The organism is Pseudocitrobacter cyperus (genome assembly GCF_039889165.1).
GTDB lineage: Bacteria > Pseudomonadota > Gammaproteobacteria > Enterobacterales > Enterobacteriaceae > Pseudocitrobacter > Pseudocitrobacter cyperus.
The window spans coordinates 541,419-566,130 of the sequence record NZ_JAYMYY010000002.1 but is presented as its reverse complement, the minus strand read 5'-3'; the positions used below and the strand labels follow the sequence as shown (position 1 = coordinate 566,130).

General features: G+C 51.1%; 22 protein-coding genes. 17 read left to right on the top strand and 5 right to left on the bottom strand.

Going from position 1 to position 24,712, the window contains the following annotated elements; translation table 11 throughout:
• The first annotated feature begins 148 nt into the window (after nt 1–148).
• From mreB to tldD, 7 genes are all read left to right on the top strand, one after another.
• Entirely contained in the window at nt 149–1,192 is a 1,044-nt protein-coding gene (gene mreB / locus VSR74_RS11470) for a rod shape-determining protein MreB (protein WP_000913396.1), read from the top strand.
• Between the two features lie 67 nt (nt 1,193–1,259).
• Nucleotides 1,260–2,276, top strand: coding sequence for a rod shape-determining protein MreC (mreC, locus tag VSR74_RS11465; protein WP_347794848.1), 1,017 nt, complete (start codon nt 1,260–1,262; stop codon nt 2,274–2,276).
• A complete protein-coding gene (gene mreD / locus VSR74_RS11460) occupies nt 2,276–2,764 on the top strand; it encodes a rod shape-determining protein MreD (RefSeq protein ID WP_347794847.1) in 489 nt (162 codons plus the stop codon). The genes mreC and mreD overlap by 1 nt, the downstream gene beginning before the upstream one ends.
• 8 nt (nt 2,765–2,772) lie before the next feature.
• A complete protein-coding gene (locus VSR74_RS11455; RefSeq protein ID WP_347794846.1) occupies nt 2,773–3,363 on the top strand; it encodes a Maf family protein in 591 nt (196 codons plus the stop codon).
• Complete coding sequence (gene rng / locus VSR74_RS11450) at nt 3,353–4,822, top strand: ribonuclease G (RefSeq protein ID WP_347794845.1); 1,470 nt, start codon at nt 3,353–3,355, stop codon at nt 4,820–4,822. The genes VSR74_RS11455 and rng overlap by 11 nt, the downstream gene beginning before the upstream one ends.
• A gap of 30 nt (nt 4,823–4,852) precedes the next feature.
• Nucleotides 4,853–8,647 (top strand): AsmA2 domain-containing protein YhdP, encoded by a 3,795-nt coding sequence (gene yhdP, locus VSR74_RS11445; protein WP_347794844.1) that lies wholly within the window; start codon nt 4,853–4,855, stop codon nt 8,645–8,647.
• 72 nt (nt 8,648–8,719) lie between these two features.
• Nucleotides 8,720–10,165, top strand: coding sequence for a metalloprotease TldD (gene tldD / locus VSR74_RS11440; protein ID WP_347794843.1), 1,446 nt, complete (start codon nt 8,720–8,722; stop codon nt 10,163–10,165).
• A 50-nt stretch (nt 10,166–10,215) separates the two neighbouring features.
• Here the strand turns inward: tldD and aaeR are convergent, their stop codons facing one another.
• Nucleotides 10,216–11,151 carry an HTH-type transcriptional activator AaeR gene (aaeR, locus tag VSR74_RS11435; protein ID WP_347794842.1) on the bottom strand — a complete coding sequence of 312 codons (936 nt, stop codon included), beginning with the start codon at nt 11,149–11,151 and terminating at the stop codon, nt 10,216–10,218.
• 130 nt (nt 11,152–11,281) lie between these two features.
• Here aaeR and aaeX point away from each other — a divergent pair, with 130 nt between their 5' ends.
• From aaeX to VSR74_RS11415, 4 genes are all read left to right on the top strand, one after another.
• Nucleotides 11,282–11,485, top strand: coding sequence for a p-hydroxybenzoic acid efflux pump operon protein AaeX (gene aaeX, locus VSR74_RS11430; protein ID WP_015962790.1), 204 nt, complete (start codon nt 11,282–11,284; stop codon nt 11,483–11,485).
• 7 nt (nt 11,486–11,492) lie between these two features.
• Nucleotides 11,493–12,425, top strand: a complete 933-nt coding sequence (aaeA, locus tag VSR74_RS11425; RefSeq protein WP_347794841.1) for a p-hydroxybenzoic acid efflux pump subunit AaeA — start codon at nt 11,493–11,495, stop codon at nt 12,423–12,425.
• Nucleotides 12,426–12,430: 5 nt separating this feature from the next.
• Entirely contained in the window at nt 12,431–14,398 is a 1,968-nt protein-coding gene (gene aaeB, locus VSR74_RS11420) for a p-hydroxybenzoic acid efflux pump subunit AaeB (RefSeq protein WP_347794840.1), read from the top strand.
• A gap of 91 nt (nt 14,399–14,489) precedes the next feature.
• Nucleotides 14,490–14,765: a barstar family protein gene (locus VSR74_RS11415; protein ID WP_347794839.1), complete on the top strand. Its 276-nt coding sequence runs from the start codon at nt 14,490–14,492 to the stop codon at nt 14,763–14,765.
• 52 nt (nt 14,766–14,817) lie between these two features.
• On the opposite strand, the gene yhcN (VSR74_RS11410) is transcribed toward VSR74_RS11415, so the two are convergent.
• The 3 genes from yhcN (VSR74_RS11410) to argR form a co-directional block, all read right to left on the bottom strand.
• A complete protein-coding gene (gene yhcN / locus VSR74_RS11410; protein ID WP_347794838.1) occupies nt 14,818–15,081 on the bottom strand; it encodes a peroxide/acid stress response protein YhcN in 264 nt (87 codons plus the stop codon).
• Between the two features lie 107 nt (nt 15,082–15,188).
• A complete protein-coding gene (yhcN, locus tag VSR74_RS11405) occupies nt 15,189–15,452 on the bottom strand; it encodes a peroxide/acid stress response protein YhcN (protein ID WP_347794837.1) in 264 nt (87 codons plus the stop codon).
• Between the two features lie 377 nt (nt 15,453–15,829).
• Nucleotides 15,830–16,300, bottom strand: a complete 471-nt coding sequence (argR, locus tag VSR74_RS11400; protein WP_015962796.1) for a transcriptional regulator ArgR — start codon at nt 16,298–16,300, stop codon at nt 15,830–15,832.
• Nucleotides 16,301–16,757: 457 nt separating this feature from the next.
• Between argR and mdh the strand changes: the two genes are divergently transcribed.
• A complete protein-coding gene (gene mdh / locus VSR74_RS11395; RefSeq protein ID WP_347794836.1) occupies nt 16,758–17,696 on the top strand; it encodes a malate dehydrogenase in 939 nt (312 codons plus the stop codon).
• Between the two features lie 189 nt (nt 17,697–17,885).
• On the opposite strand, the gene VSR74_RS11390 is transcribed toward mdh, so the two are convergent.
• Complete coding sequence (locus VSR74_RS11390; protein WP_347794835.1) at nt 17,886–18,797, bottom strand: LysR family transcriptional regulator; 912 nt, start codon at nt 18,795–18,797, stop codon at nt 17,886–17,888.
• A 233-nt stretch (nt 18,798–19,030) separates the two neighbouring features.
• On the opposite strand from VSR74_RS11390, the gene leuC reads away from it, so the two are divergent.
• The 5 genes from leuC (at nt 19,031) to oadA (ending at nt 24,705) form a co-directional block, all read left to right on the top strand.
• Nucleotides 19,031–20,443: a 3-isopropylmalate dehydratase large subunit gene (gene leuC, locus VSR74_RS11385; RefSeq protein ID WP_347794834.1), complete on the top strand. Its 1,413-nt coding sequence runs from the start codon at nt 19,031–19,033 to the stop codon at nt 20,441–20,443.
• 11 nt (nt 20,444–20,454) lie between these two features.
• Complete coding sequence (gene leuD, locus VSR74_RS11380; protein WP_347794876.1) at nt 20,455–21,057, top strand: 3-isopropylmalate dehydratase small subunit; 603 nt, start codon at nt 20,455–20,457, stop codon at nt 21,055–21,057.
• A 116-nt stretch (nt 21,058–21,173) separates the two neighbouring features.
• On the top strand, nt 21,174–22,502 hold the full coding sequence (locus VSR74_RS11375; protein WP_347794833.1) for a GntP family permease: 1,329 nt from the start codon (nt 21,174–21,176) through the stop codon (nt 22,500–22,502).
• A gap of 175 nt (nt 22,503–22,677) precedes the next feature.
• Nucleotides 22,678–22,923 carry an oxaloacetate decarboxylase subunit gamma gene (locus VSR74_RS11370; protein ID WP_347794832.1) on the top strand — a complete coding sequence of 82 codons (246 nt, stop codon included), beginning with the start codon at nt 22,678–22,680 and terminating at the stop codon, nt 22,921–22,923.
• A 15-nt stretch (nt 22,924–22,938) separates the two neighbouring features.
• Nucleotides 22,939–24,705 carry a sodium-extruding oxaloacetate decarboxylase subunit alpha gene (gene oadA, locus VSR74_RS11365; protein ID WP_347794831.1) on the top strand — a complete coding sequence of 589 codons (1,767 nt, stop codon included), beginning with the start codon at nt 22,939–22,941 and terminating at the stop codon, nt 24,703–24,705.
• Nucleotides 24,706–24,712 lie beyond the last annotated feature (7 nt).

Genomic DNA, 24,712 nt, shown 5'->3' with positions numbered 1-24,712 from the left:
TGGAGCCAGGTTGGATTTGTAACAGAGGAAACGAACTGCACTAATTTTCACCGTTGCAGATGATTTTTGCGCCTTGTCGCTGCTGCGTGTGGTTGGTAAAGTAAGCGGATTTTGTTTTCCGCCCCAGCTTTCAGGATTATCCCTTAGTATGTTGAAAAAATTTCGTGGCATGTTTTCCAATGACCTGTCCATTGACCTGGGTACTGCGAATACCCTGATTTACGTGAAAGGACAAGGCATCGTATTGAATGAGCCTTCCGTGGTGGCCATTCGTCAGGATCGTGCCGGTTCACCCAAAAGCGTAGCTGCCGTCGGTCATGACGCTAAACAGATGCTGGGTCGTACACCTGGCAACATCGCGGCAATCCGTCCGATGAAAGACGGCGTTATCGCCGACTTCTTCGTAACCGAAAAAATGTTGCAGCACTTTATTAAGCAAGTGCACAGCAACAGTTTCATGCGTCCGAGCCCGCGCGTGCTGGTATGTGTACCGGTCGGGGCAACTCAGGTTGAGCGTCGTGCGATTCGCGAATCCGCACAGGGCGCTGGCGCGCGTGAAGTGTTCCTGATTGAAGAACCGATGGCTGCGGCAATCGGCGCAGGTCTGCCCGTTTCCGAAGCGACCGGCTCTATGGTGGTGGATATCGGTGGTGGTACCACTGAAGTTGCGGTCATCTCCCTGAACGGCGTGGTTTACTCCTCCTCCGTGCGTATCGGCGGCGACCGTTTCGATGAAGCTATCATTAACTACGTTCGTCGTAACTACGGCTCTCTGATCGGTGAAGCGACCGCAGAGCGCATCAAACACGAAATCGGCTCCGCTTACCCGGGCGATGAAGTGCGTGAAATCGAAGTGCGTGGCCGTAACCTGGCTGAAGGTGTGCCTCGCGGCTTCACTCTGAACTCCAACGAAATCCTTGAAGCACTCCAGGAACCGCTGACCGGTATCGTGAGCGCGGTAATGGTCGCACTGGAACAGTGCCCACCAGAACTGGCATCCGATATCTCCGAGCGCGGTATGGTGCTGACCGGTGGTGGTGCGCTGCTGCGTAACCTTGACCGCCTGTTAATGGAAGAAACGGGCATTCCTGTCGTTGTTGCTGAAGATCCGCTGACCTGTGTGGCGCGCGGTGGTGGCAAAGCGCTGGAAATGATCGATATGCACGGCGGCGACTTGTTTAGCGAAGAGTAGTCAGCCTGAGTCCGGGGTAGCTTTCGGGCTACCCTTGATTTTACTGACACGAGAATACGCATAGCCTATGAAGCCCATTTTTAGCCGTGGCCCGTCGCTACAGATTCGCCTTATCCTGGCGGTTCTGATTGCGCTTGGCGTTATCATCGCCGACAGCCGCCTCGGTACGTTCAGCCAAATCCGAACGTACATGGATACCGCCGTCAGTCCTTTCTATTTTGTCTCAAATGGTCCCCGGGAATTACTCGACAGCGTGTCGCAAACGCTGGCCTCACGTGACCAACTCGAACTTGAAAACCGCGCGTTACGCCAGGAACTGCTGCTGAAAAACAGCGACCTGCTGATGCTGGGTCAGTACAAACAGGAAAACGCCCGTTTACGTGAACTTCTGGGTTCGCCATTGCGTCAGGATGAGCAAAAAATGGTGACGCAGGTGATCTCTACCGTTAACGATCCCTACAGCGATCAGGTGGTTATCGACAAAGGCAGCGTGAACGGTGTTTATGAAGGCCAGCCGGTTATCAGTGACAAAGGTGTTGTCGGTCAGGTGGTGGCCGTCGCCAAACTGACCAGCCGCGTGCTGTTGATTTGCGATGCCACTCACGCGTTGCCTATTCAGGTACTGCGTAATGATATCCGCGTGATTGCCGCCGGTAACGGCTGCACTGACGATCTCCAGCTTGAACATCTGCCGGCAAATACCGATATCCGTGTCGGTGATGTGCTGGTGACGTCAGGCCTTGGTGGTCGCTTCCCGGAAGGGTATCCGGTTGCCGTCGTGTCCTCCGTGAAGCTGGATACGCAGCGCGCATACACCGTGATTCAGGCGCGTCCTACTGCGGGCTTGCAGCGCTTGCGTTACCTGCTGCTATTGTGGGGGGCCGATCGTAACGGCGCGAACCCGATGACGCCGGAAGATGTGCATCGCGTGGCTAACGAACGTCTGATGCAGATGATGCCGCAGGTGCTGCCGTCTCCGGATGCGATGGGCCCGCCAACACCGGTTCCGGCGCCTGCCACTGGGCTTGCGACCCCGCCTGTGGAAACTCAACCTGCTGAGCTCTCCCCTCAGGGAGGGCCATAGTGGCAAGTTACCGTAGCCAGGGACGTTGGGTCATCTGGCTCTCATTTCTTATTGCACTGTTGCTGCAAGTGATGCCGTGGCCGGACAACATTATTGTTTTCCGGCCAAACTGGGTTCTTCTCATTCTGCTTTACTGGTCACTGGCGCTGCCGCATCGGGTGAATGTGGGTACGGGCTTTGTGATGGGCGCAATACTGGATCTCATCAGCGGTTCAACGCTGGGTGTGCGCGCGCTGTCGCTGAGCATCGTGGCATACATGGTTGTGCTCAAATACCAATTGTTTCGCAACCTGGCGCTCTGGCAGCAGGCGCTGGTGGTCATTCTGCTATCGCTGGCGACGGATATTATTGTTTTCTGGTCAGAGTTTTTAGTGATCAACGTCTCTTTCCGACCAGAAGTGTTCTGGAGTAGTGTAGTCAATGGCGTACTCTGGCCGTGGATCTTCCTCCTGATGCGCAAAGTTCGTCAGCAATTCGCCGTACAATAAAGGTCGTTATGAAAATTTATCTCGCTTCAGGTTCCCCGCGTCGCCAGGAACTGCTTACTCAGTTGGGCGTCACATTTGAAAAAGTGGTTCCGGGTATAGAAGAGCAGCGCCGTCCACAGGAGAGCGCGCAACAGTACGTGACGCGTCTGGCGCGAGAAAAAGCACAGGCCGGGGTGACGATGGTCAATCAAGACCTTCCGGTTCTGGGCGCGGATACTATAGTTATCCTCAATGGCGAAGTGCTGGAGAAACCGCGTGATGCCGCTCATGCCGCAGAGATGCTGGGCAAGCTTTCAGGGGAAACGCATCAGGTGATGACCGCCGTCGCGCTGGCAGACAGCCAGAACACGATCGACGTACTGGTTGCCACGGATGTGACGTTCAGAGTGCTTTCAGAACACGATATCGCAGGCTACGTTGCCAGCGGTGAACCTTTAGATAAAGCAGGTGCATACGGTATTCAAGGGTTGGGTGGCTGTTTTGTCAGGAAGATAAATGGCAGCTATCACGCCGTAGTCGGCTTACCGCTGGTGGAAACGTATGAGTTGCTCAGTAACTTTAACTCACTACGTGAGGAAAGGGATAAACATGACGGCTGAATTATTAGTGAATGTGACGCCATCCGAAACGCGCGTGGCGTATATCGATGGCGGCATTTTGCAGGAAATTCATATTGAGCGTGAAGCGCGACGCGGAATCGTAGGCAATATCTACAAGGGTCGTGTCAGTCGGGTTTTGCCAGGGATGCAGGCGGCTTTTGTAGATATTGGCCTGGATAAGGCCGCATTCCTTCACGCTTCCGATATTATGCCGCACACCGAATGCGTGGCGGGCGAAGAACAGAAACAGTTCACCGTGCGCGACATCTCTGAGTTGGTGCGCCAGGGGCAGGATCTGATGGTGCAGGTGGTGAAAGATCCGCTCGGCACCAAAGGCGCGCGCCTGACCACCGACATCACGCTCCCTTCCCGTTATCTGGTCTTTATGCCTGGCGCCTCGCACGTTGGCGTTTCCCAGCGTATCGAAAGTGAAGCAGAGCGTGAGCGCCTGAAAAAGGTGGTGGCGGAGTACTGCGACGAGCAGGGCGGTTTTATCATCCGCACAGCGGCGGAAGGCGTGTGCGAAGAGGATCTCGCATCCGATGCCGCATACCTTAAACGCGTCTGGACTAAAGTGATGGAGCGTAAAAAACGCCAGCAGACGCGTTACCAGATGTACGGTGAACTGGCGCTGGCCCAGCGCGTTCTGCGTGATTTTGCCGACGCGCAGCTTGACCGCATTCGCGTTGATTCGCGTTTGACCTACGAAGCGCTGCTGGAGTTTACCGCCGAATATATCCCTGAGATGACCAGCAAGCTGGAGCACTACAGCGGCCATCAGCCGATTTTCGATCTCTTTGACGTCGAGAACGAAATTCAGCGCGCGCTGGAACGCAAAGTAGAGCTGAAGTCTGGCGGCTATCTGATTATCGATCAGACCGAAGCAATGACCACGGTGGATATCAACACCGGCGCGTTTGTCGGCCATCGTAATCTCGACGACACGATCTTCAACACCAACATTGAAGCGACCCAGGCCATTGCCCGGCAGCTACGGCTGCGTAATCTGGGCGGCATTATCATCATCGACTTTATCGATATGAATAATGAAGATCACCGCCGTCGCGTATTGCACTCGCTGGAGCAGGCGCTGAGCAAAGATCGGGTGAAAACCAGTATCAACGGCTTCTCCCAGCTTGGGCTGGTGGAGATGACCCGTAAACGTACCCGTGAAAGCGTGGAACATGTGCTTTGCAATCAGTGCCCGACGTGTCATGGACGCGGAACGGTGAAAACGGTTGAGACCGTGTGTTACGAAATCATGCGTGAAATTGTGCGGGTGCATCATGCGTATGACTCCGACCGCTTCCTGGTGTATGCATCGCCGTCGGTCGCAGAAACGCTGAAGGGTGACGAATCGCATGCGCTGGCGGAAGTAGAGATTTTCGTGGGCAAGCAGGTCAAAGTACAAATCGAACCGCTCTATAACCCAGAGCAGTTTGATGTGGTGATGATGTAAAGCAGGCTGCTGCGACACAAGGAGAGAAGCGTGAGGCGATTGCCGGGGATTTTACTGCTCACCGTGGCAACACTGATTGTCATTGCTGCGCTGCTGGTGAGCGGCCTGCGTCTCGTATTGCCGCACCTGAACCAGTGGCGTCCGCAGATCCTCGCGAAAATCTCTTCGGCGGTAGGGCAGCCGGTTGACGCATCGGAAATTCACGCCAGTTGGGAAAACTTTGGGCCGACGCTGGAAGTGCGCGATATCAAAGCCGGGCTTGATGACGATGGCGGCGAGATGTCTGTTAAGCGCGTTTCGCTGGCGCTGGATGTTTGGCAAAGCCTGCTGCATATGCGCTGGCAGTTTCGCGACCTCACTTTCTGGCAACTCAACATTCACACGAATAAGCCGCTGCAAAGTAATGACAGCGGTGATGCGCTACAGGGCGATCGCATTGGCGATCTCTTCCTGCGTCAGTTTGACCAGTTTACCCTGCGCGACAGCCATCTCAGCTTCCTGACACTTTCCGGCCAGCGCGCCGAACTGGCGGTGCCTCAGCTTACCTGGCTGAACGGCAAAAACCGTCACCGTGCGGAGGGGGAACTGAGTCTCACCAGCCTGACCGGGCAGCACGGTCTGATGAAAGTGCGTATGGATCTGCGTGATGAAAACGGATTGCTGAACAAAGGCAAGCTGTGGCTGCAGGCGGATGACATCGACGTTAAACCCTGGCTGGGTCGCTGGATGCAGGACAACATCGCGTTGACCAGCGCGCGCTTCAGCCTTGAGGCCTGGGCTTCGCTCGACAAGGGCGAGATTTCCAGCGGCGACGTCTGGTTGAAAAAAGGCGGCGCAAGCTGGGAAGGCGATAAGAAAGACCATCACCTTGCCGTAGATAACCTGACGGCACACCTTTCGCGGGAAAAATCAGGGTGGGAATTTCGCATTCCGGACACTCGCATTTCTATTGACGATACCCCCTGGCCGCGAGGCGCACTGGCGCTGGCGTGGATACCGCAACAGGAAGTCGGTGGGAAAAATAATCTGCGTAGCGATGAGCTACGCATTCGCGCCAGTCATTTGTCACTGGCCGGTCTCAATGGCCTGTTGCCTATTGCCGATAAACTCTCGCCGACGCTGGGTGAAATCTGGCGCACCACGCAGCCAAACGGCATGATTGAATCTCTGGGGCTGGACATTCCACTCCAGGCGACCGGGAAAACCCGTTTCCAGGCGACGTGGAGCGACCTGGCGTGGAAACAGTGGAAGTTACTACCTGGTGCGGAAAATGTTTCCGGCGAGGCGACCGGCAGTGTTGAAGATGGCGAGCTGAAAGTGAATATGCAGCAAGCGAAGATGCCGTATGAAACGGTCTTTCGCGCGCCGCTGGAAATAGCCAAAGGTACCGCCACGCTCAACTGGCAGAACAATGATAAAGGCTTCATGCTTGATGGGCGCAATATTGATGTAGAAGCTAAAGCCGTGCGCGCAGCGGGCGGATTTCGCTATTTGCAACCAAAAGATGACCAGCCCTGGCTCGGCATTCTGGCCGGGATCAGCACGGATGACGGTGGTCAGGCCTGGCGATACTTCCCGGAAAATCTGATGGGTAAAGACCTGGTTGATTACCTGAGCGGGGCGATTAAAGGCGGTCAGGCCGACAACGCCACGCTGGTTTACGGTGGCAATCCGCATCTCTTCCCATATAAGCACAACGAAGGGCAATTTGAGGTCTCTGTACCGCTGCGTAACGCGACCTTTGCCTTCCAGCCTGACTGGCCTGCACTTACCGATCTGGACATTCATCTCGACTTCCTCAATGACGGTTTGTGGATGAAGGCGGATAAAGTGCAACTGGGCGGCGTGACGGCCAGCAACCTCAACGCGATGATCCCGGATTATGCGAAAGAGAAGCTGCTGATCGATGCCGATATCAACGGGCCGGGTAAGGCGGTTGGGCCGTATTTCAATGAAACACCGCTGAAAGAATCGTTAGGCGCGACGCTGGATGAGCTACAACTTGATGGGAATGTGAGTGCTCGCTTACAACTTGATATCCCGCTCAACGGCGAGCTGGTACATGCGACTGGCGATGTGGCGCTCAATAACAACAGCCTGTTTATCAAACCGCTCGACAGTACCCTGCAAAATCTGAGCGGCAAATTCAGCTTCTCTAACGGTGACTTGCAGAGCCAGCCGATGACGGCGACCTGGTTTAATCAGCCGCTGAAGGTCGATTTTAATACCCGCGAAGGTGAAAAGTCGTATCAGGTCGGTGTCAATATGGACGCCAACTGGCAGCCAGCCCGGACGGGGGTTCTGCCAAAAGCCCTCAACGACGAAATAGGCGGTAGCGTACCGTGGCAGGGGAAAGTGAATATTGAGCTTCCCTATCAGGGAAGCCCGACTTACAAGGTCGGTATTACCGGGGATCTGAAAAATGTAAGTAGTCACTTACCTGCTCCGGCTAATAAATCGGCTGGAGAGCCGCTACCGGTCAAAATTAATGTCAGTGGCAACCTGAAAAGCTTCGATTTAACCGGCAAGTTTGGCGATGAAAATCATCTCAACAGCCGTTGGCTGTTGAACCAGAAACTGACGCTGGATCGGGCAATCTGGGCAAGCGATAGCCGCACCAACCCGCCTCTGCCGGAACAGCAGGGCGTTGAACTGAACCTGCCGCCGATGGATGGCGCGCAGTGGCTGGCGCTGTTCCAGCAGGGTGCAGCCAGCGATGCCAGCTCGGCTGCGGTCTTCCCGCAGCAGATTACGTTACGTACACCGTCGCTGACTTTTGGCGGGCAGCAGTGGAACAACCTGAGCATTGTGTCGCAGCCTTCCGCGCAGGGAACAAAAGTGGATGCACAGGGGCGCGAAGTGAACGCCACGCTGACGATGCGCGATAACGCCCCATGGCAGGCGGCCATTCGTTATCTCTATTACAACCCCGCTTCTACCCCGATAACGCAGGCGCCAGCGGGCCCGCTGACTGCCAGCCGTATCGATTTCCGCGGCTGGCCGGATCTCCAGCTACGCTGTGCTGAGTGCTGGTTGTGGGGGCAAAAGTATGGCCGCATTGACGGTGATTTCACCATTAAAAACGATACGATGACCCTGAGCAACGGGCTGGTGGACACGGGCTTTGCCCGCCTGACCAGCGATGGCGTATGGGTTAACTCGGCGAGCGGCCAGCGCACGTCGCTAAAAGGTAAACTGCGTGGCAAGAAGATTGATGATGCCGTGGCGTTCTTCGGCGTTTCTACGCCGATCCGCGACTCATCCATCGATCTGGACTACGATTTACACTGGCGAGCCAGCCCGTGGCAGCCGGATGTACCTACATTAAATGGCATACTTAAAACGCGTATCGGCAAAGGTCAGTTTACCGATTTGAGCACCGGACATGCCGGCCAGTTGCTGCGCTTGCTGAGCGTCGATGCTCTGCTGCGTAAGCTGCGCTTCGATTTCAGCGACACGTTTAGCGAAGGGTTTTACTTTGACTCTATCCGCAGCACCGCGTGGATCAAAGACGGTGTGCTGAATACGGATGACACGCTGGTCGACGGTCTGGAAGCGGATATTGCCATGAAAGGGTCGGTGGATTTAGTCCGCCGTCAACTGGCGACGGAGGCCATCGTCGCGCCTGAAATCTCCGCCACCGTTGGCGTGGCGACGGCGTTTGCCATCAACCCGATCATCGGTGCGGCAGTCTTTGCGGCCAGTAAAGTGCTGGGGCCATTGTGGAGCAAAGTCTCCATCCTGCGCTATCGCATCACCGGGCCAATCGATTCGCCGCAAATCAACGAAGTGCTGCGCCAGGCGCGCAGCGATACAAAGCAATGATTTGACGCAATCGTACAATTGCCTCACTCTTTTAACACGAGCATCTTAGCGGTAACTAACGAGTAGCGAATAATGAGTCTAAACCTGGTAAGTGAACAATTGCTGGCAGCGAACGGCCTGAATCATCAGCGTCTGTTTGACATTCTTGGTCAACTCGCCGAGCGCCGTCTCGACTATGGCGATCTCTATTTTCAGTCGAGCTATCACGAGTCCTGGGTTTTAGAAGACAGCATCATCAAAGATGGCTCCTACAATATCGACCAGGGCGTGGGTGTGCGTGCGGTAAGCGGTGAGAAAACCGGGTTTGCCTACGCGGATCAGATAAGCTTACAGGCGCTGGAGCAAAGCGCACAGGCGGCGCGTACCATCGTGCGCGACGCGGGTGATGGCAAAGTACGTACCCTTGGCGCGGTAGACCATTCGCCACTTTATACCTCGCTTGATCCTCTGCAAAGCATGAGCCGTGAAGAGAAACTCGATATTCTGCGTCGGGTGGATAAAGTCGCGCGGGCGGCTGATACGCGTGTACAGGAAGTCTCCGCCAGCCTGACGGGTGTTTATGAATTGATCCTGGTCGCGGCAACGGATGGCACGCTGGCAGCGGACGTGCGCCCGCTGGTGCGTTTATCTGTGAGTGTACAGGTTGACGACAACGGAAAACGCGAGCGCGGCGCCAGCGGCGGCGGCGGTCGCTTTGGTTATGACTACTTCCTGGCGGATCTCGACGGTGAAGTGCGCGCGGATGCATGGGCAAAAGAAGCCGTGCGTATGGCGCTGGTGAATCTCTCGGCAGTAGCCGCACCAGCGGGCACCTTGCCGGTGGTGCTGGGCGCTGGCTGGCCGGGTGTACTGCTGCATGAGGCGGTGGGCCATGGTCTGGAAGGCGACTTCAACCGTCGCGGCACCTCTGTTTTCAGCGGTCATATGGGCGAACTGGTGGCCTCCGAACTGTGTACGGTTGTCGATGACGGCACCATGCAGGATCGCCGTGGCTCCGTGGCTATCGATGATGAAGGGACGCCGGGCCAGTACAATGTACTGATCGAAAATGGTGTGCTGAAAGGCTATATGCAGGACAAGCTCAACGCGCGTCTGATGGGCGTTGCGCCGACCGGGAACGGCCGTCGTGAATCCTATGCGCATCTGCCGATGCCGCGGATGACCAACACCTACATGCTGGCCGGGAAATCGACGCCGCAGGAGATTATCGAATCCGTTGAGTATGGCATCTACGCGCCTAACTTTGGCGGCGGCCAGGTGGATATCACCTCCGGCAAGTTTGTTTTCTCTACCTCTGAAGCGTATCTGATCGAAAACGGCAAGGTCACGAAACCGGTGAAAGGCGCGACGCTGATTGGTTCCGGTATCGAAACCATGCAGCAGATCTCTATGGTCGGTAATGACCTGAAGCTGGATAACGGCGTGGGCGTTTGCGGTAAAGAGGGGCAGAGCCTGCCAGTTGGCGTGGGCCAGCCGACGCTGAAGGTGGACAACCTGACGGTAGGCGGCACGGCGTAATTTTGCCTTGTCAGGCCTACGGAAGATTGTAGGCCTGGCAGGCAGTTATCTTACCGCTCGCCCGTCTCACCTCTGTCACGCATCCCCTGATACAAATTCGCCACCTCGACAAAGTAATCCGTCAGGTAGTTAATGCATACCTGCACCTTTAACGGCAGCTTATCTTTCTCGGTATAGAGTGCGTATACCGGACGTGGATCGGACTGATAGCGCGGCAGCAATATCTCTACCTCACCCCGGTTAATTTCCTCAATCACCCACATCAGCGGCACATAAGCGATCCCTGCTCCCGCAGAGAGCCAGCGGCTCAGCGTCATCGGGTCGTTCGTGACAAAACGCCCCTCCGGGATCACGCGTGTGGTCAGCCCCTCAGGGGCAATCAACTCAAATTCGTTATCCGGACGCACGCTGTATTCCAGCCACGAATGGTTGGCGAGGTCGGCGGGTTTCTCGGGAATGCCCGCCTGTTGCAGATAACTTTTGGCGGCACAGATAACCATCGGCATCGAGCCTAACCGGCGGGAGAAGAGGCTGGAATCCTGCAACGCGCCGACGCGGATCACCACATCCAGGCCGTCGGCAATCAGGTCAGGCGCCGGAATACCCGTAACCAGATTCACCGTCAGCCCGGTGTATTCTTTCAACATCTCTGCGGTGATCCGCGCGAGGACATTTTGTGCCATAGTTGAAGAACAACCGATTCGCAGCGTGCCGATAGGCGTGTTGTTAAAAGCATAAAGTTGTTCGTGGACGTCCTGTGCTTCAAACAGCATACGGCGGCAGCCCTGGTAATAAATTTTGCCGGCTTCTGTGAGTCCTATACTACGTGTGCTGCGGTTTAACAGCTTGACTTGTAACTCATCTTCCAGCTTTGATACAGTCTGACTGATGGAAGAGACGCTCATCTGAAGCTGTTTCGCGGCGGCGGTGAACGAGCCTTGCTCGACCACTTTCGCAAACACCGACATTCGTTTTAGTCGTTCCATTATTCACTCTGGCTTAAAAGTGATTTAGATCACAATATATAGATAACGGCATAACAGTTACGTTAATATACTGTTAGCTGAATAATTAAAGCGCACTCTCACCTGCACGCTAGTCTAAACCAAGGTCAACATGAGTCTGTTTCCTGTCATTGTGATTTTCGGCCTGTCATTCCCGCCGATCTTCTTTGAGTTGCTATTGTCGCTCGCCATCTTCTGGGGGGTGAGGCGACTGCTTATCCCAACCGGTATCTATGACTTTGTCTGGCACCCTGCGCTGTTCAACACAGCATTGTATTGCTGTCTTTTTTATCTGATATCACGTTTGTTCGTTTGAGGTAGATGTGAAAACGCTAATAAGAAAAATCTCCCGTACAGCTATCACACTGATACTGGTCATTCTGGCTTTCGTCGCCATTTTCCGCGCCTGGGTGTACTACACCGAGTCGCCGTGGACGCGTGATGCGCGTTTCAGCGCCGACGTGGTTGCCATCGCGCCCGATGTTTCCGGGCTGATTACTCAAGTAAATATCAAGGATAACCAACTGGTTAAGAAAGACCAGGTATTGTTCACGATTGACCAGCCACGTTACCAGAAAGCGCTGGAAGAAGCCGAGGCTGATGTCTCCTATTACAAAGCGCTGGCCAGCGAAAAGCGTCGTGAAGCCGGACGTCGTAATCAGTTAGGTATCCAGGCGATGTCGCGTGAAGAAATTGACCAGGCCAATAACGTGCTGCAAACCGTTGAACATCAATTGGCAAAAGCGCAGGCGACGCGCGACCTGGCGCGTCTTGACCTCGAACGCACGGTGATCCGCGCCCCGGCAGACGGCTGGGTGACTAACCTCAACGTTTTCGGCGGTGAATTTATTACCCGCGGCTCGACCGCCGTAGCGCTGGTGAAAAAAAATTCGTTCTATGTACTGGCTTATCTGGAAGAGACCAAACTGGAAGGTGTGCGTAAGGGCTACCGGGCAGAAGTGACGCCGCTTGGCAGCAATCGCGTCATTAAAGGAACCGTCGATAGCGTTGCCGCGGGGGTGACTAACGCCAGCAGCAGCAACGACGCAAAAGGCATGGCAACCATCGATTCCAACCTTGAATGGGTGCGTCTGGCACAGCGTGTGCCGGTGCGTATCCACCTGGATGAGCAGCAGGAGAACGTCTGGCCTGCCGGGACGACGGCGACGGTGGTGATCACCGGTGAGAAGGATCGCGATGCCCGGAACATGACCTTCTTCCAGAAACTGGCGCTGCGTTTGCGTGAGTTCGGTTAATCGCCATGGGGATCTTTAGCATTGCCAACCAGCACATTCGCTTTGCTATCAAGCTGGCATGCGCGATTGTTCTGGCGCTGTTCATCGGTTTCCATTTTGAACTGGAAACGCCGCGCTGGGCGGTACTGACTGCTGCGATCGTGACGGCGGGCCCGGCCTTTGCCGCCGGTGGCGAACCGTACTCAGGCGCCATTCGCTACCGCGGGATGCTGCGTATTATCGGAACCTTTATCGGCTGTATCGCTGCGTTAACGATCATTATTTTGATGATTCGCGCCCCGCTGTTAATGATTCTGGTGTGCTGTATCTGGGCTGGTTTTTGTACGTGGCTCTCCTCGCTGGTGCGCGTTGAGAACTCCTACGCATGGGGGCTTGCGGGCTATACGGCGTTAATTATCGTCATTACCATTCAGGCTGAGCCGCTGCTAACGCCACAGTTTGCCGTGGAACGCTGTAGCGAAATCGTGATCGGTATCGTCTGTGCGATCATGGCCGACCTGCTTTTCTCCCCACGTTCAATTAAAAAAGAGATCGATCTTGAGCTGGATAACCTGCTTATCGATCAATACCGCCTGATGCAGTTGTGCATCAAACACGGTGACAGCGAAGAGGTTGACCGTGCCTGGAGCGGGCTGGTACGCCGCACCGCGGCGTTGGGCGGCATGCGCAGTAACCTGAGCATGGAATCTTCCCGTTGGTCACGCGCCAATCGCCGCTTAAAAGCGCTGAATACCGTCTCGCTGACGATGATTACCCAGGCCTGCGAAACCTACATTATTCAGAATACTCGTCCGGAGACCGTCACCGATGACTACCGTGAACTCTTTGCCGAGCCGGTGGAGACGGTTCAGGACGTTCACCGTCAGCTAAAACGTATGCGTCGGGTAATGGCCTGGACGGGCGAACACGGCACACCGGTCACGATTTATGGCTGGATAGGGACGGCAACGCGCTACCTGCTGTTGAAACGCGGGGTGATCGGCAACGCTAAAATCAGCGCCCGTGAAGAAGAAATATTGCAGGACGAGGTGGTGGTGAAGGCAGAATCTGCCGAACGTCACCACGCGATGGTTAACTTCTGGCGTACAACCGTTTCCTGTGTGCTGGGAACACTCTTCTGGCTGTGGACGGGTTGGACGTCCGGTAGCGGGGCGATGGTGATGATTGCGGTAGTGACAGCCCTTGCTATGCGCCTGCCTAACCCTCGCATGGTGGCCGTCGACTTCCTTTACGGTACGCTACTGGCGCTACCGCTGGGAACGCTATTCTTCCTGGTGATCATCCCCTCAACGCAGCAAAGTATGCTGCTGCTCTGTATCAGCCTTGCAGTGTTGGCGTTCTTTATCGGTATTGAAGTACAGAAACGGCGGCTGGGCTCGCTTGGGGCACTGGCGAGTACTATCAACATCATTGTCCTCGACAACCCGATGACATTTGAGTTCAGTAAGTTCCTCGACAGCGCGTTGGGGCAACTGGTGGGCTGCTTCCTGGCGCTAATGGTTATCCTGATTATTCGTGATAATTCGCGTGAACGTACCGGACGGGTATTATTGAACCAGTTTGTATCGGCGGCGGTTTCAGCGATGACCACCAATTCCGCGCGACGTAAAGTGAATCATTTGCCAGCGCTCTATCAGCAACTCTTTCTGCTGTTGAATAAATTCCCGGACGACATTGCTAAATTCCGTCTGGCGCTGTCGCTTATTATCGCGCACCAGCGGCTGCGCGATGCGCCAGTGCCGGTGAATCAGGATCTCTCAGAGTTTCACCGCCAGCTTAGACGCACGGCGGACAGCGTCATCTCCGCGGGCAACGATGATAAACGTCGGCGCTACTTCCTGCGCCTGCTGGAAGAGCTGGATATCTATCAGGAAAAACTGCGCGTCTGGGATGCTTCACCGCAGGTCACTGAACCCGTTGGGCGGCTGGTGGCGATGCTGCATAAGTATCAGAGTGCGTTAACCAACAGCTAGTTTCCCCCTCTTAAAACCGACGCCTGAGCGTCGGTTTTTTTATGGCTATACTTAGAGGCGGAATAAAGCAGTGGGAAATTGAGGGCAGGCGATGGAAGTCTATTCTTTTGATTTTGATGAAATAGAGAATCAGGGTGATTTTTACCGGGAGTTCTCCCGCCTCTTCACGCTCAAAAGTGGGCTGGTACACGATCTGGATTCTCTATGGGATGTCGTTACCGGAAGTCAGCTCCCGCTCCCGCTGGAAATAGAGTTCCTGCATCTTGATGAGAAACAGAAGCGGCGTTATGGCGCGCTAATTCTGCTGTTTGATGAAGCGGAAGAGGAGCTCGAGGGGATGTTGCGTTTCAACCTCTCCCGGACATAAAAAAGCCCCCGCGTAACGGCGGGGGCAAGTCGTCGGACAAGACGACGAGGGTTTATTTGTACAGTTCTGCGGTCGCGTGCCAGGTGTTACCGGAACGCGCTTCAATGATGCGATAGCCGCTGGCGCCTTCTTTTTCTGCTTTTGCTGATAATGCGCTGTTCATATCCATCGGTGAGCTACCGACCTGAGATACGGAGACGGTACCCATTGATTGCAGACTCTGTGCTTGTTCTGCGCTGATTTGCTCTGCCGCGCTAACGCCGAAAGAGAGAACGGAAGCCAGGCCAAGAGAAGCGATGATAATTGCGTTTTTCATATTTTTTACTCCACCATGTGCGACAGCGGTGAGAGGAAAAAGAGGGCGTATCCTGAACCGCTGTAGATAATCTGTATTTTGAAACGTTACCGACCTTTTAAACGAACTTATTTGTACAGTTCAGCCGTTGCGTGCCAGTGGTCTCCGGTACGCGCTTCAATGATGCGGTAAGAAGAAGCACCTTGTTCTTCCGCTTTCTTGTTCAGCATCTCGTGCATATCCATCGGTGAAGAACCGATAGCGCCAACGGAGATGGTGCCCATAGCCTGACGATTTTGCGCCTGCTCACTATTAATAGAGTCTGCTGCAAAAGCACCGAAGGAGATGACAGAAAGGATGCTCAGAGCGGCTACTGTTGTTTTGATTTTCATGATCTACACCTCGTCGAATTATTTGGAAGGTCTTTGTTTTGTGATCCTCATCACGAAAATAAGTATAAACTAATCACATTAAAAATTAATACCAGACTAATGATTTCAGGTGTAAATCTGTTTTAATAAAATCATTTTTTATTACCTTAAGGAATAGAAAATGGTGTTTTAGTGCTATGTACCAGGGTATTTTATAGGGAAATCATATGGATAGAACGATTTGATTTTTCGTGCGATTTTGAAAGGTGGTATTCACTGTATATATGGTTTTAACCAATTTTTAGCACTTAATGCCAAACGGGATATAGAGGGATACGGAGGAAACGAAGCGGTAAAGAGGAATGATCCTCTGGCCGCTGGCCAGAGGACAGGCAGGATCACAGCTCTTGCTCAAACAGCACCAGAATGGCTTCGTAGAGATCTTTCACCGTAAAACCGCGGGCAGGGGTGGTGAAGATGGTGTCGTCGCCAGCGATGCTGCCGAGGATGCCTTCCGCTTTACCCAGTGAATCGAGCAGGCGGGCAATGAGCTGGGCCGCTCCCGGGCTTGTGTGAATAACCACAACGGCATCGTTATAATCGATATCCAGCACCAGATTTTTCAGCGGGCTGGACGTGGTTGGTACGCCGAGCTCAGCAGGCAGGCAGTAGACCATCTCCATCTTGGCGTTGCGGGTGCGAACCGCGCCAAACTTGGTCAGCATGCGGGAGACTTTGGACTGATTGATATTCTCGAATCCTTCCTCCTGCAGCGCCTGGACGATCTCTCCCTGAGAGCTAAACTTTTCTTCTTTTAATAGCGCTTTAAACGCCTTCACTAATTCTTCTTGTTTGGTCGAACTTCGCATAAGTCACCCGTATATGGTGATGAAATTAACATTATTATGCATATAAATGCATTTTTATGCAAATAATCTGCAAAAAAGGCGGGTTTTAATCGCGAGAAGGGGCGGATCTTAGCAAAATTTACCATTAATAAACATGCCTATATCACGGCCTGCAAATAAGGTTAAAAGTAAATTAAATGTTATGAAAATGATGTTGTTTTAACCAGATCACTGGTTATAGTTTAAGTGATAGTTGATGTGGATTTGGTTACGTGAAAAAGGCCTTTCCCGGTAAATGAGTGAGCAATTTTGTAGCAAGGCTGCTAAATACCCCTCATTCTGTAAGTAATTAGATTGTAATTATTTACGCCGTGAATTAAGGTCGCCGCAACGGAGTATAACAGGCAGTGCCCTGCGTCGGTTACGCGGTACATGACAGGTCACCCTGAATGACATTAACCACAATAAGGAGTTTCGGATGAAAGTTGCAGTCCTTGGTGCCGCTGGCGGTATCGGTCAGGCGCTTGCCCTACTACTTAAGACCCAACTACCTTCAGGCTCAGAACTTACTCTCTATGATATCGCCCCCGTCACCCCTGGCGTGGCCGTCGATCTCAGCCATATCCCGACCGATGTGAAGATCAAAGGCTTCTCGGGTGAAGACGCTTCCCCGGCGCTGGAAGGCGCGGATGTGGTGCTGATCTCCGCGGGCGTTGCGCGTAAACCTGGCATGGATCGTTCCGATCTGTTCAATGTGAACGCCGGGATCGTGAAGAACCTGGTGCAGCAGGTGGCGAAAACCGCCCCGAAAGCCTGCATTGGCATAATCACAAATCCGGTGAATACTACGGTGGCAATCGCCGCGGAAGTGCTGAAAAAAGCAGGCGTTTACGACAAGAACAAACTGTTTGGCGTCACCACGCTGGATATCATCCGCTCAAATACCTTCGTGGCGGAACTGAAAGGCAAAAAAGCGACCGAAGTGGAAGTGCCGGTGATCGGCGGCCACTCTGGCGTGACCATTCTGCCGCTGCTGTCGCAGATCCCTGGCGTCTCCTTTAGCGATCAGGAAGTGGCCGATCTCACCAAACGTATTCAAAATGCGGGTACGGAAGTGGTGGAAGCCAAAGCGGGCGGCGGGTCTGCAACGCTGTCGATGGGACAGGCGGCGGCGCGTCTGGGGCTCTCTCTGGTTCGTGCCCTTCAGGGTGAGAAAGGCATTGTGGAGTGTGCTTATGTGGAGGGCGATGGTCAGTATGCTCGCTTCTTCTCTCAGCCACTGTTGCTGGGCAAAAATGGCGTGGAAGAACGCCAGTCTATCGGCAAGCTGAGCGCGTTTGAACAGCAGGCGCTGGAAGGTATGCTCGATACGTTGAGGAAAGATATCCAGCTCGGCGAAGATTTTGTGAATAAGTAAATTTTTACGTCCTTGAGGCCGGAATTTAGTTTCCGGCTTTACTGTATTAGTAGAAGCATTTACTTAATTTAAATAAAGATAAATCTTATAGATTTGATTTATTTATGATTTCGCTAACACAGAATTGGTGGTAAATAAAATATATTAAATGTAATTAAACTAAAAGTTAATTACATTTAATAATATATTTTATATCTGATGAGGTAGCTTGCTAAAATATTTCGATAAAAAATCAATGCATTTATGCATCTTTTCCGAATCTGAGATTCTGGTAGGGTAGACGGCCCATATATTAGCACTTTGCTTATAATCTGGTAGTATATTTATAAGTGTGCCGTCCTTGATATGAGGATAAACATCCCACCAAGAGCGCAGCATGATTCCATGAGCATTCAAACTCCATTGCATTGCAACACTTCCGCAGTTAGTCGAAAGATGACTTCTGATACGGACTGGATATTCGATACCTTTTTTTTCAAGTGTCCATAAGCCAAAAGATGAATTCTTCTCTTGTATGAAAAGACAATTATGGTGCTCTAGTTCCTCTAATCTTTTTGGTGTGCCATTTTTTTCTAAATAGTGAGGAGATGCACATAATACTCTATAGTTTGTTGCTAATTTTCTTACAATGTTTTTTTCATTAATTGCATCTCCAACTTTAATCTCTAAATGGAATCCATTACTCGCAAGATCTACTTCCTGATCGGTCAAATATAATTTGATATGCAATTGTGGATAAATTTTTGAGAGATGAGAGATTGCTTCTGAAACATGGTTTATACCGAATCCAAAACTAGTGCAAATATTTATGCTACCAAATATTTCTTTCTTTTGAATGTTAGCTTCAGTAAGCAAGTTATCCATACCATCTAATACTAAAGTTGCTTTCTTAGCAATGTTTATTCCTTCTTCTGTTAAGATTAAATGCCTGGTGTCTCGATGGAATAACTTTACTCCTAACCTATTTTCAAGAATCTTAATTCTTTTGCTAATGTAAGCGGGTGATACCCCCATTTCTTGAGCTGTTTTGCTAAAGCTTTTTTTATATATAATAGTAAGGAAAACTTGTAGATCTTCAATCAAGGGCCATTCTTTTCCCATTTTAATTATTCCTATTATACTCACTTTTTTAATTAATTATCATTAAATCATGGTTGAAAATGAGAAGATAAAAGATTGATCACAGTTTGGATAAAATTTTTGTATCACTATCAACGAAGTGTAAATCTTATTTTTATATAATGAGAGTGCCAGGTAAATTTTCCTCGTGCTAGGCTAGCTATTCATCGTTAACGTCTGTAACCATAGTGGGCTTTGTAATTGAGGATTTAGTAATGGACAAACCTAAAACTTTATATGATAAATTTATAGATTCGCACACAATAAGAAATCTGGATGATAAAGGAAACGTATTACTGTATATCGATCGAACAATTCTTAATGAATACACTAGCCCACAGGCTTTCACCGGGCTACGCGAGGCGGAACGGCCTGTTTGGAATAATAAAAGTATTTTATTTAATATTGATCATGTGAATCCTACCAGACCTGAACGTAATGCCGATATGACAGATGCTGGGGGGACATTACAGGTTAACTATTTCCGAAGAAATAGCCGGGATTATAATATTGAATTATTTGATGTACTAGACCCAAGACAAGGGATAGAACATGTTGTAAGTCATGAGCAAGGGTGGGTATTACCGGGTATGGTGATTGGGGCTGGAGACAGCCATACAACCACATATGGTGCATTAGGAGCCTTTGGATTTGGTATAGGGACTTCTGAAATTGAGCATTTATTAGCTACCCAGACGCTAGTTTATAAGAAGTTAAAAACAATGCTTGTCACTATTACTGGTGTCTTAGCTCAAGGTGTAGTTGCTAAGGATATTATTATTGCTCTTATAGCTAAAATAGGGGCTAATGGGGCAACTGGATATGTTATTGAGTTTACAGGAAATACGATTGAATCACTTAGTGTTGAAGGTCGAATGACCCTCTGTAATATGGCGGTAGAAGCTGGAGCTAGAGGCGCTTTTATTGCTCCTGATGAAAAAGTATTCTCATATATAAAAAATACACCCAGAGCTCCACGAGGAGAAGATTGGGAGCATGCAGTTTCCGTATGGCGTAATCTAAAATCGGATAGCGGAGCCATTTTTGATCGCTATGTCGAATTATCTTGTGCAAAGCTGGAGCCTATGATTACTTGGGGAATTAGTCCAGATCAGGCTGCGACGATTAATGATGTTGTACCGTCTATAGAGGCTTTACCATCATTTATTAAGCCTGAGGAATACCACAAAGCATTAAATTATATGGGATTAAAACCCGGCATGCTCTTACAAGATATTAAGATATCGCATGCATTCATTGGATCCTGTACTAATTCTCGAATTGAAGATCTTCGTTCAGCAGCTGCGATAATAAAAGGAAGAAAAATAGCTCCGACAGTTCGAGGTATTATTGTTCCCGGTTCAACACAGGTCAGAAAACAGGCCGAGGATGAAGGTCTGGCATCGCTCTTTATTGATGCTGGTTTTGAGTGGCGTCAATCTGGTTGCTCTATGTGTTTGGCGATGAATGAAGATGTTCTCTCTTCAACTGACCGTTGTGCTTCTAGTACGAATCGAAACTTTGCTGGACGGCAGGGGGCTGGCTCCCGAACCCATTTAATGAGTCCTATGATGGTTGTTGCCGCCGCTATAGCCGGTCATTTAGTGGATGTTCGTGAATATTTATAGGGGTGAGTATGATGGAACCAATTAAAATAGTAACAGGCATTATGGCTCCGATGATGGATGATAATATTGATACTGATGTCATCATGCCAAAGCAGTTTTTAAAAGGGATTGATCGCGAGGGATTGGATAAAGGTTTATTCTTTGATCTGCGATTTAATAAATCTGGAGAATGCAATCAAGATTTTGTATTGAATAAGGCTATGTATCGTGGTGCAAAGGTATTGATTGTTGGTGATAATTTTGGCTGTGGTTCCAGTCGCGAACATGCCGTCTGGGGGCTTAAGCAATTAGGTATTAGAATTCTTATTGGTACAAGTTTTGCAGGCATATTTAACGACAACTGTGCTCGTAATGGTATTCTTACAATTACGTTAGATCATGATTTGGTATTATTTATCGCAGAACAAGCGAAAAAAGGAGTATCTATTACAGTTGATCTTTCTGAGCAATTAATTGCAGTTGCTGAGAAAAAAATTTTGTTTGACATTGATTCCGTTAAAAAATACATGCTGCTAAATGGCTTAGATGCTATTGATCTCACTTTGCAGTATGTAAAGGAAATTAAGTCTTTTGAAAAATTATATTTTGAAAAGAATCATTGGTTAAAAATATGATTCGTTTATTAGGAATGGTGCTGATTTCTCTAACCTAAATTATTTATTTTTTATAGGGTTTGGTTAGCCACGGTGATCATCACGTATTTTCATTGTTGGAATAAAAAGGATTATTTATGCCTATAGAATTAGCCTTTCTTATCGGAATAGCTGTTTTGCTATTTTTGGCATTGAAACTGAAAGTTAATGCATTTATGGCTTTATTAGCTACTGCATTAGTTATTGGAATTTTGTCTGGCATGCCTCAGACAAAGGTGGTCGATGCAATTGTTAGTGGCTTCTCTGGTACTGTAAAGAGTATTGGTATTGTTATCATCTTTGGTATTATGTTAGGAAACTATCTTGATGCATCCAGAGGTACAACCCGAATGGCACTTGATACCATTCGGATGGTAGGGCAAAAACGGTCAGGTATTGCTATGGTCATCACTGGCTATATTGTATCTATTCCTGTTTTTAGTGATGCGGCTTTTGTAATACTTTCGCCTTTAGTTAAAGCGATTGCTAAAAAAACGAAAATTTCAATAGCGGTTCTCTCTGTGTCCTTATCTGCGGGATTGCTTGCAACACATGTCTATGTGCCTCCGACTCCGGGTCCCTTAGCAGCAGCTGGTATGCTGGGTATTGATATAGGTCGAGCAATTTTATATGGTTCTTTTGCTGCATTGTTTATGGCTCTTGCCGGTTGGTTATTCGCCGAGTTTTATTTCAAAAACAAGAAAGGAGACTTTTATTCTTATCAAGAAATAGAGTCTCCAAAACCAGAGGTAGATATCAATAATGATGACCTTCCTGGGTCATTGGCATCTATATTGCCTTTATTTGTTCCTATTATTCTCATTATTTTGAATACTTCTTGCGGAATGATTTTACCCAAGACTTCTTCGATGGCAAGAATCGCTTCATTTATTGGCGATGCAAATATTGCTTTGGCCATTGGTGCTCTTTTGGCAATCGCAACTTTAGGTAAGCGTTTAGGCCACAAAGCTGTAATGAAGGTAATGGATAGTTCGCTTAAAGATGCGGGGCCGATTGTATTTATTACTGCTGCTGGTGGAGCACTCGGCCAGGTTTTAAAAGCCTCAGGTGCAGGTGATAGTATTGCCCATATGGTAATTAATTTAGGCTTGCCTTTTATCCTCATCCCCTTTGTTATTTCGGCCTTACTGAAGGTAGTGCAAGGTTCTGGAACTGTTTCTGTGATTACAGCGGCAACGTTATCTGCTCCAATTGGTATACAGTTAGGAATCGATCCTATTCTTATATTCCTGGCTTCAGGCGCCGGGGCCAGAGCTTGTTGCCATGTAAATGATAGCTATTTTTGGGTTTATACTAACTGCATGGGTTTTGATATGAAAACAGGTCTGAAGACTTTAAGTATTTCTAATGTATTCATGTCACTTGGTGGATTACTTGCCACATATATAGCAAGCCTATGGTTGTAATATTTTATATATTCGACTGGTTATTTTAGTAGAGCTATGGCTTACTTAATTTGTAACTAGTGACGTTATTGAAAAAATAGCAGTTGGTTAACCTAATCGCACGATAATGTGATTTTTTCATTTCAGTAAGTGCTGGAAGGCGAACATTATCGTGCTTCTACGTTGAGGTGTCCTCATGACTGATGCCGCACTACTGGGCGAAGGGATTACCCTGATGCTCCTGGGAATGGGGTTTGTCCTCTCCTTCCTTTTTTTACTCATCCTTGCCATACAGGGAATGTCCACCCTCATCAACCGCTTCTTTCCTGAACCAGAACCGGTTGCTGCGCCACGCCCTGTTCCTGCCCCCGTCGATGATTTCAGCCAGCTAAAGCCGGTTATCGCGGCCGCTATCCACCATCATCGTCGCCTTAATGCCTGATTCACGGAGGAATTTATGACCGTTGCTATTACTGATGTCGTCCTGCGCGACGCCCACCAGTCTCTGTTTGCCACCCGTCTGCGTCTTGATGACATGCTACCGATTGCCGCGGCGCTCGATGACGTGGGTTACTGGTCGCTGGAGTGCTGGGGCGGCGCCACCTTTGACGCCTGCATTCGTTTTCTCGGCGAAGACCCGTGGGTACGCCTGCGTGAACTGAAAAAAGCGCTGCCGAAAACGCCGTTGCAGATGTTGCTGCGAGGGCAGAATTTACTGGGCTATCGCCACTATGCCGATGATGTGGTGGAACGCTTTGTCGAGCGCGCAGTGAAAAATGGCATGGATGTGTTCCGCGTTTTTGACGCGATGAACGACCCACGCAATATGAAAGCCTCTCTTGAGGCGGTGCGCAGCCACGGTGCGCATGCGCAGGGCACACTCTCCTACACCACCAGTCCGGCGCATGATTTACAGACATGGCTCGACCTGACGGAACAACTGCTGGAAATCGGCGTTGACTCCATCGCCATCAAGGACATGTCCGGCATCCTGACGCCGGGGGCGGCATATGAACTGGTCAGTGAAATCAAAAAACGCTATGACGTGCGCCTGCATCTGCACTGTCACGCTACGACGGGGATGGCGGAAATGGCGCTCCTCAAAGCGATTGACGCAGGTGTTGACGGTGTCGATACCGCTATCTCGTCCATGAGCGCCACCTACGGTCATCCGGCGACTGAAGCGCTGGTCGCCACGCTCGCCGGGAGTGAGCAGGATACCGGTTTTTCTATTCCTCAGATTGAGAAAATCGCCGCGTACTTCCGCGACGTGCGTAAGAAATACCACAGCTTTGAGGGGCAGCTAAAAGGCTATGACAGCCGTATTCTGGTGGCGCAAGTGCCGGGCGGCATGCTGACCAACCTTGAGAGCCAGCTTAAGCAGCAGAACGCCACCGATAAGCTCGACGCCGTGCTGGCGGAAATTCCGCGCGTGCGGGAAGACCTCGGCTTTATCCCACTGGTGACACCCACCTCGCAGATCGTCGGCACCCAGGCGGTGCTCAACGTGCTGACCGGCGAGCGTTATAAAACCATCGCCAAAGAGACGGCTGGCATTCTGAAAGGCGAATATGGCCGCACGCCAGCGCCGGTGAATGCGGCGTTGCAGGCCAGAGTGCTTGAGGGGGCACAGGCGATCACCTGCCGTCCGGCCGACCTGCTGAAGCCAGAGTTAGCAATGCTGGAAGCGGATATCAAGCGTCAGGCGCAGGATAAAGGCATCACGCTTGCCGATAACGCGATTGACGATGTGCTAACCGTGGCGCTCTTCCCGCAACCTGGCCTGAAGTTCCTTGAAAATCGCGGCAATCCGGCGGCATTTGAGCCGCGTCCTGAGCTGGCGGCCGTGAAATCCGCCGCCCCGGCCAGCGCGCCAAAACCGGCGGCTTCGAGCGGCATCTACACCGTGGAAGTGGATGGCAAAGCCTGGGTGGTGAAAGTCAGCGATGGCGGGGATATCACGCCAGTGGCCTCTGCGCCAGCACCGGTGTCACAGGCTCCGGCAGGCGCTGCTACGCCAGTTGCCGCGCCGCTGGCGGGGAATATCTGGAAAGTTATCGCCAGCGAAGGCCAGCAGGTAGCGGAAGGCGACGTGCTGCTGATCCTTGAAGCGATGAAAATGGAGACGGAGATCCGCGCCGCGAGGGCAGGGCAGGTACGCGGGATCGTGGTGAAAGCCGGGGATGCGGTCGCGATGGGTGACACCCTGATGCAGCTTGCGTAACGGGGGG

What these genes read in the sequence shown, in the direction of transcription:
- VSR74_RS11455 (WP_347794846.1), top strand. Translation starts at nt 2,773, where the DNA reads ATGAAAATTTATCTCGCTTCAGGTTCCCCGCGTCGCCAGGAACTGCTT.
- tldD (WP_347794843.1), top strand. Translation starts at nt 8,720, where the DNA reads ATGAGTCTAAACCTGGTAAGTGAACAATTGCTGGCAGCGAACGGCCTG.
- mreC (WP_347794848.1), top strand. Translation starts at nt 1,260, where the DNA reads ATGAAGCCCATTTTTAGCCGTGGCCCGTCGCTACAGATTCGCCTTATC.
- VSR74_RS11375 (WP_347794833.1), top strand. Translation starts at nt 21,174, where the DNA reads ATGCCTATAGAATTAGCCTTTCTTATCGGAATAGCTGTTTTGCTATTT.
- rng (WP_347794845.1), top strand. Translation starts at nt 3,353, where the DNA reads ATGACGGCTGAATTATTAGTGAATGTGACGCCATCCGAAACGCGCGTG.
- aaeR (WP_347794842.1), bottom strand. Translation starts at nt 11,151, where the DNA reads ATGGAACGACTAAAACGAATGTCGGTGTTTGCGAAAGTGGTCGAGCAA.
- oadA (WP_347794831.1), top strand. Translation starts at nt 22,939, where the DNA reads ATGACCGTTGCTATTACTGATGTCGTCCTGCGCGACGCCCACCAGTCT.
- aaeX (WP_015962790.1), top strand. Translation starts at nt 11,282, where the DNA reads ATGAGTCTGTTTCCTGTCATTGTGATTTTCGGCCTGTCATTCCCGCCG.
- mreB (WP_000913396.1), top strand. Translation starts at nt 149, where the DNA reads ATGTTGAAAAAATTTCGTGGCATGTTTTCCAATGACCTGTCCATTGAC.
- VSR74_RS11370 (WP_347794832.1), top strand. Translation starts at nt 22,678, where the DNA reads ATGACTGATGCCGCACTACTGGGCGAAGGGATTACCCTGATGCTCCTG.
- mdh (WP_347794836.1), top strand. Translation starts at nt 16,758, where the DNA reads ATGAAAGTTGCAGTCCTTGGTGCCGCTGGCGGTATCGGTCAGGCGCTT.
- yhcN (WP_347794838.1), bottom strand. Translation starts at nt 15,081, where the DNA reads ATGAAAAACGCAATTATCATCGCTTCTCTTGGCCTGGCTTCCGTTCTC.
- VSR74_RS11415 (WP_347794839.1), top strand. Translation starts at nt 14,490, where the DNA reads ATGGAAGTCTATTCTTTTGATTTTGATGAAATAGAGAATCAGGGTGAT.
- VSR74_RS11390 (WP_347794835.1), bottom strand. Translation starts at nt 18,797, where the DNA reads ATGGGAAAAGAATGGCCCTTGATTGAAGATCTACAAGTTTTCCTTACT.
- aaeB (WP_347794840.1), top strand. Translation starts at nt 12,431, where the DNA reads ATGGGGATCTTTAGCATTGCCAACCAGCACATTCGCTTTGCTATCAAG.
- argR (WP_015962796.1), bottom strand. Translation starts at nt 16,300, where the DNA reads ATGCGAAGTTCGACCAAACAAGAAGAATTAGTGAAGGCGTTTAAAGCG.
- leuD (WP_347794876.1), top strand. Translation starts at nt 20,455, where the DNA reads ATGGAACCAATTAAAATAGTAACAGGCATTATGGCTCCGATGATGGAT.
- leuC (WP_347794834.1), top strand. Translation starts at nt 19,031, where the DNA reads ATGGACAAACCTAAAACTTTATATGATAAATTTATAGATTCGCACACA.
- yhcN (WP_347794837.1), bottom strand. Translation starts at nt 15,452, where the DNA reads ATGAAAATCAAAACAACAGTAGCCGCTCTGAGCATCCTTTCTGTCATC.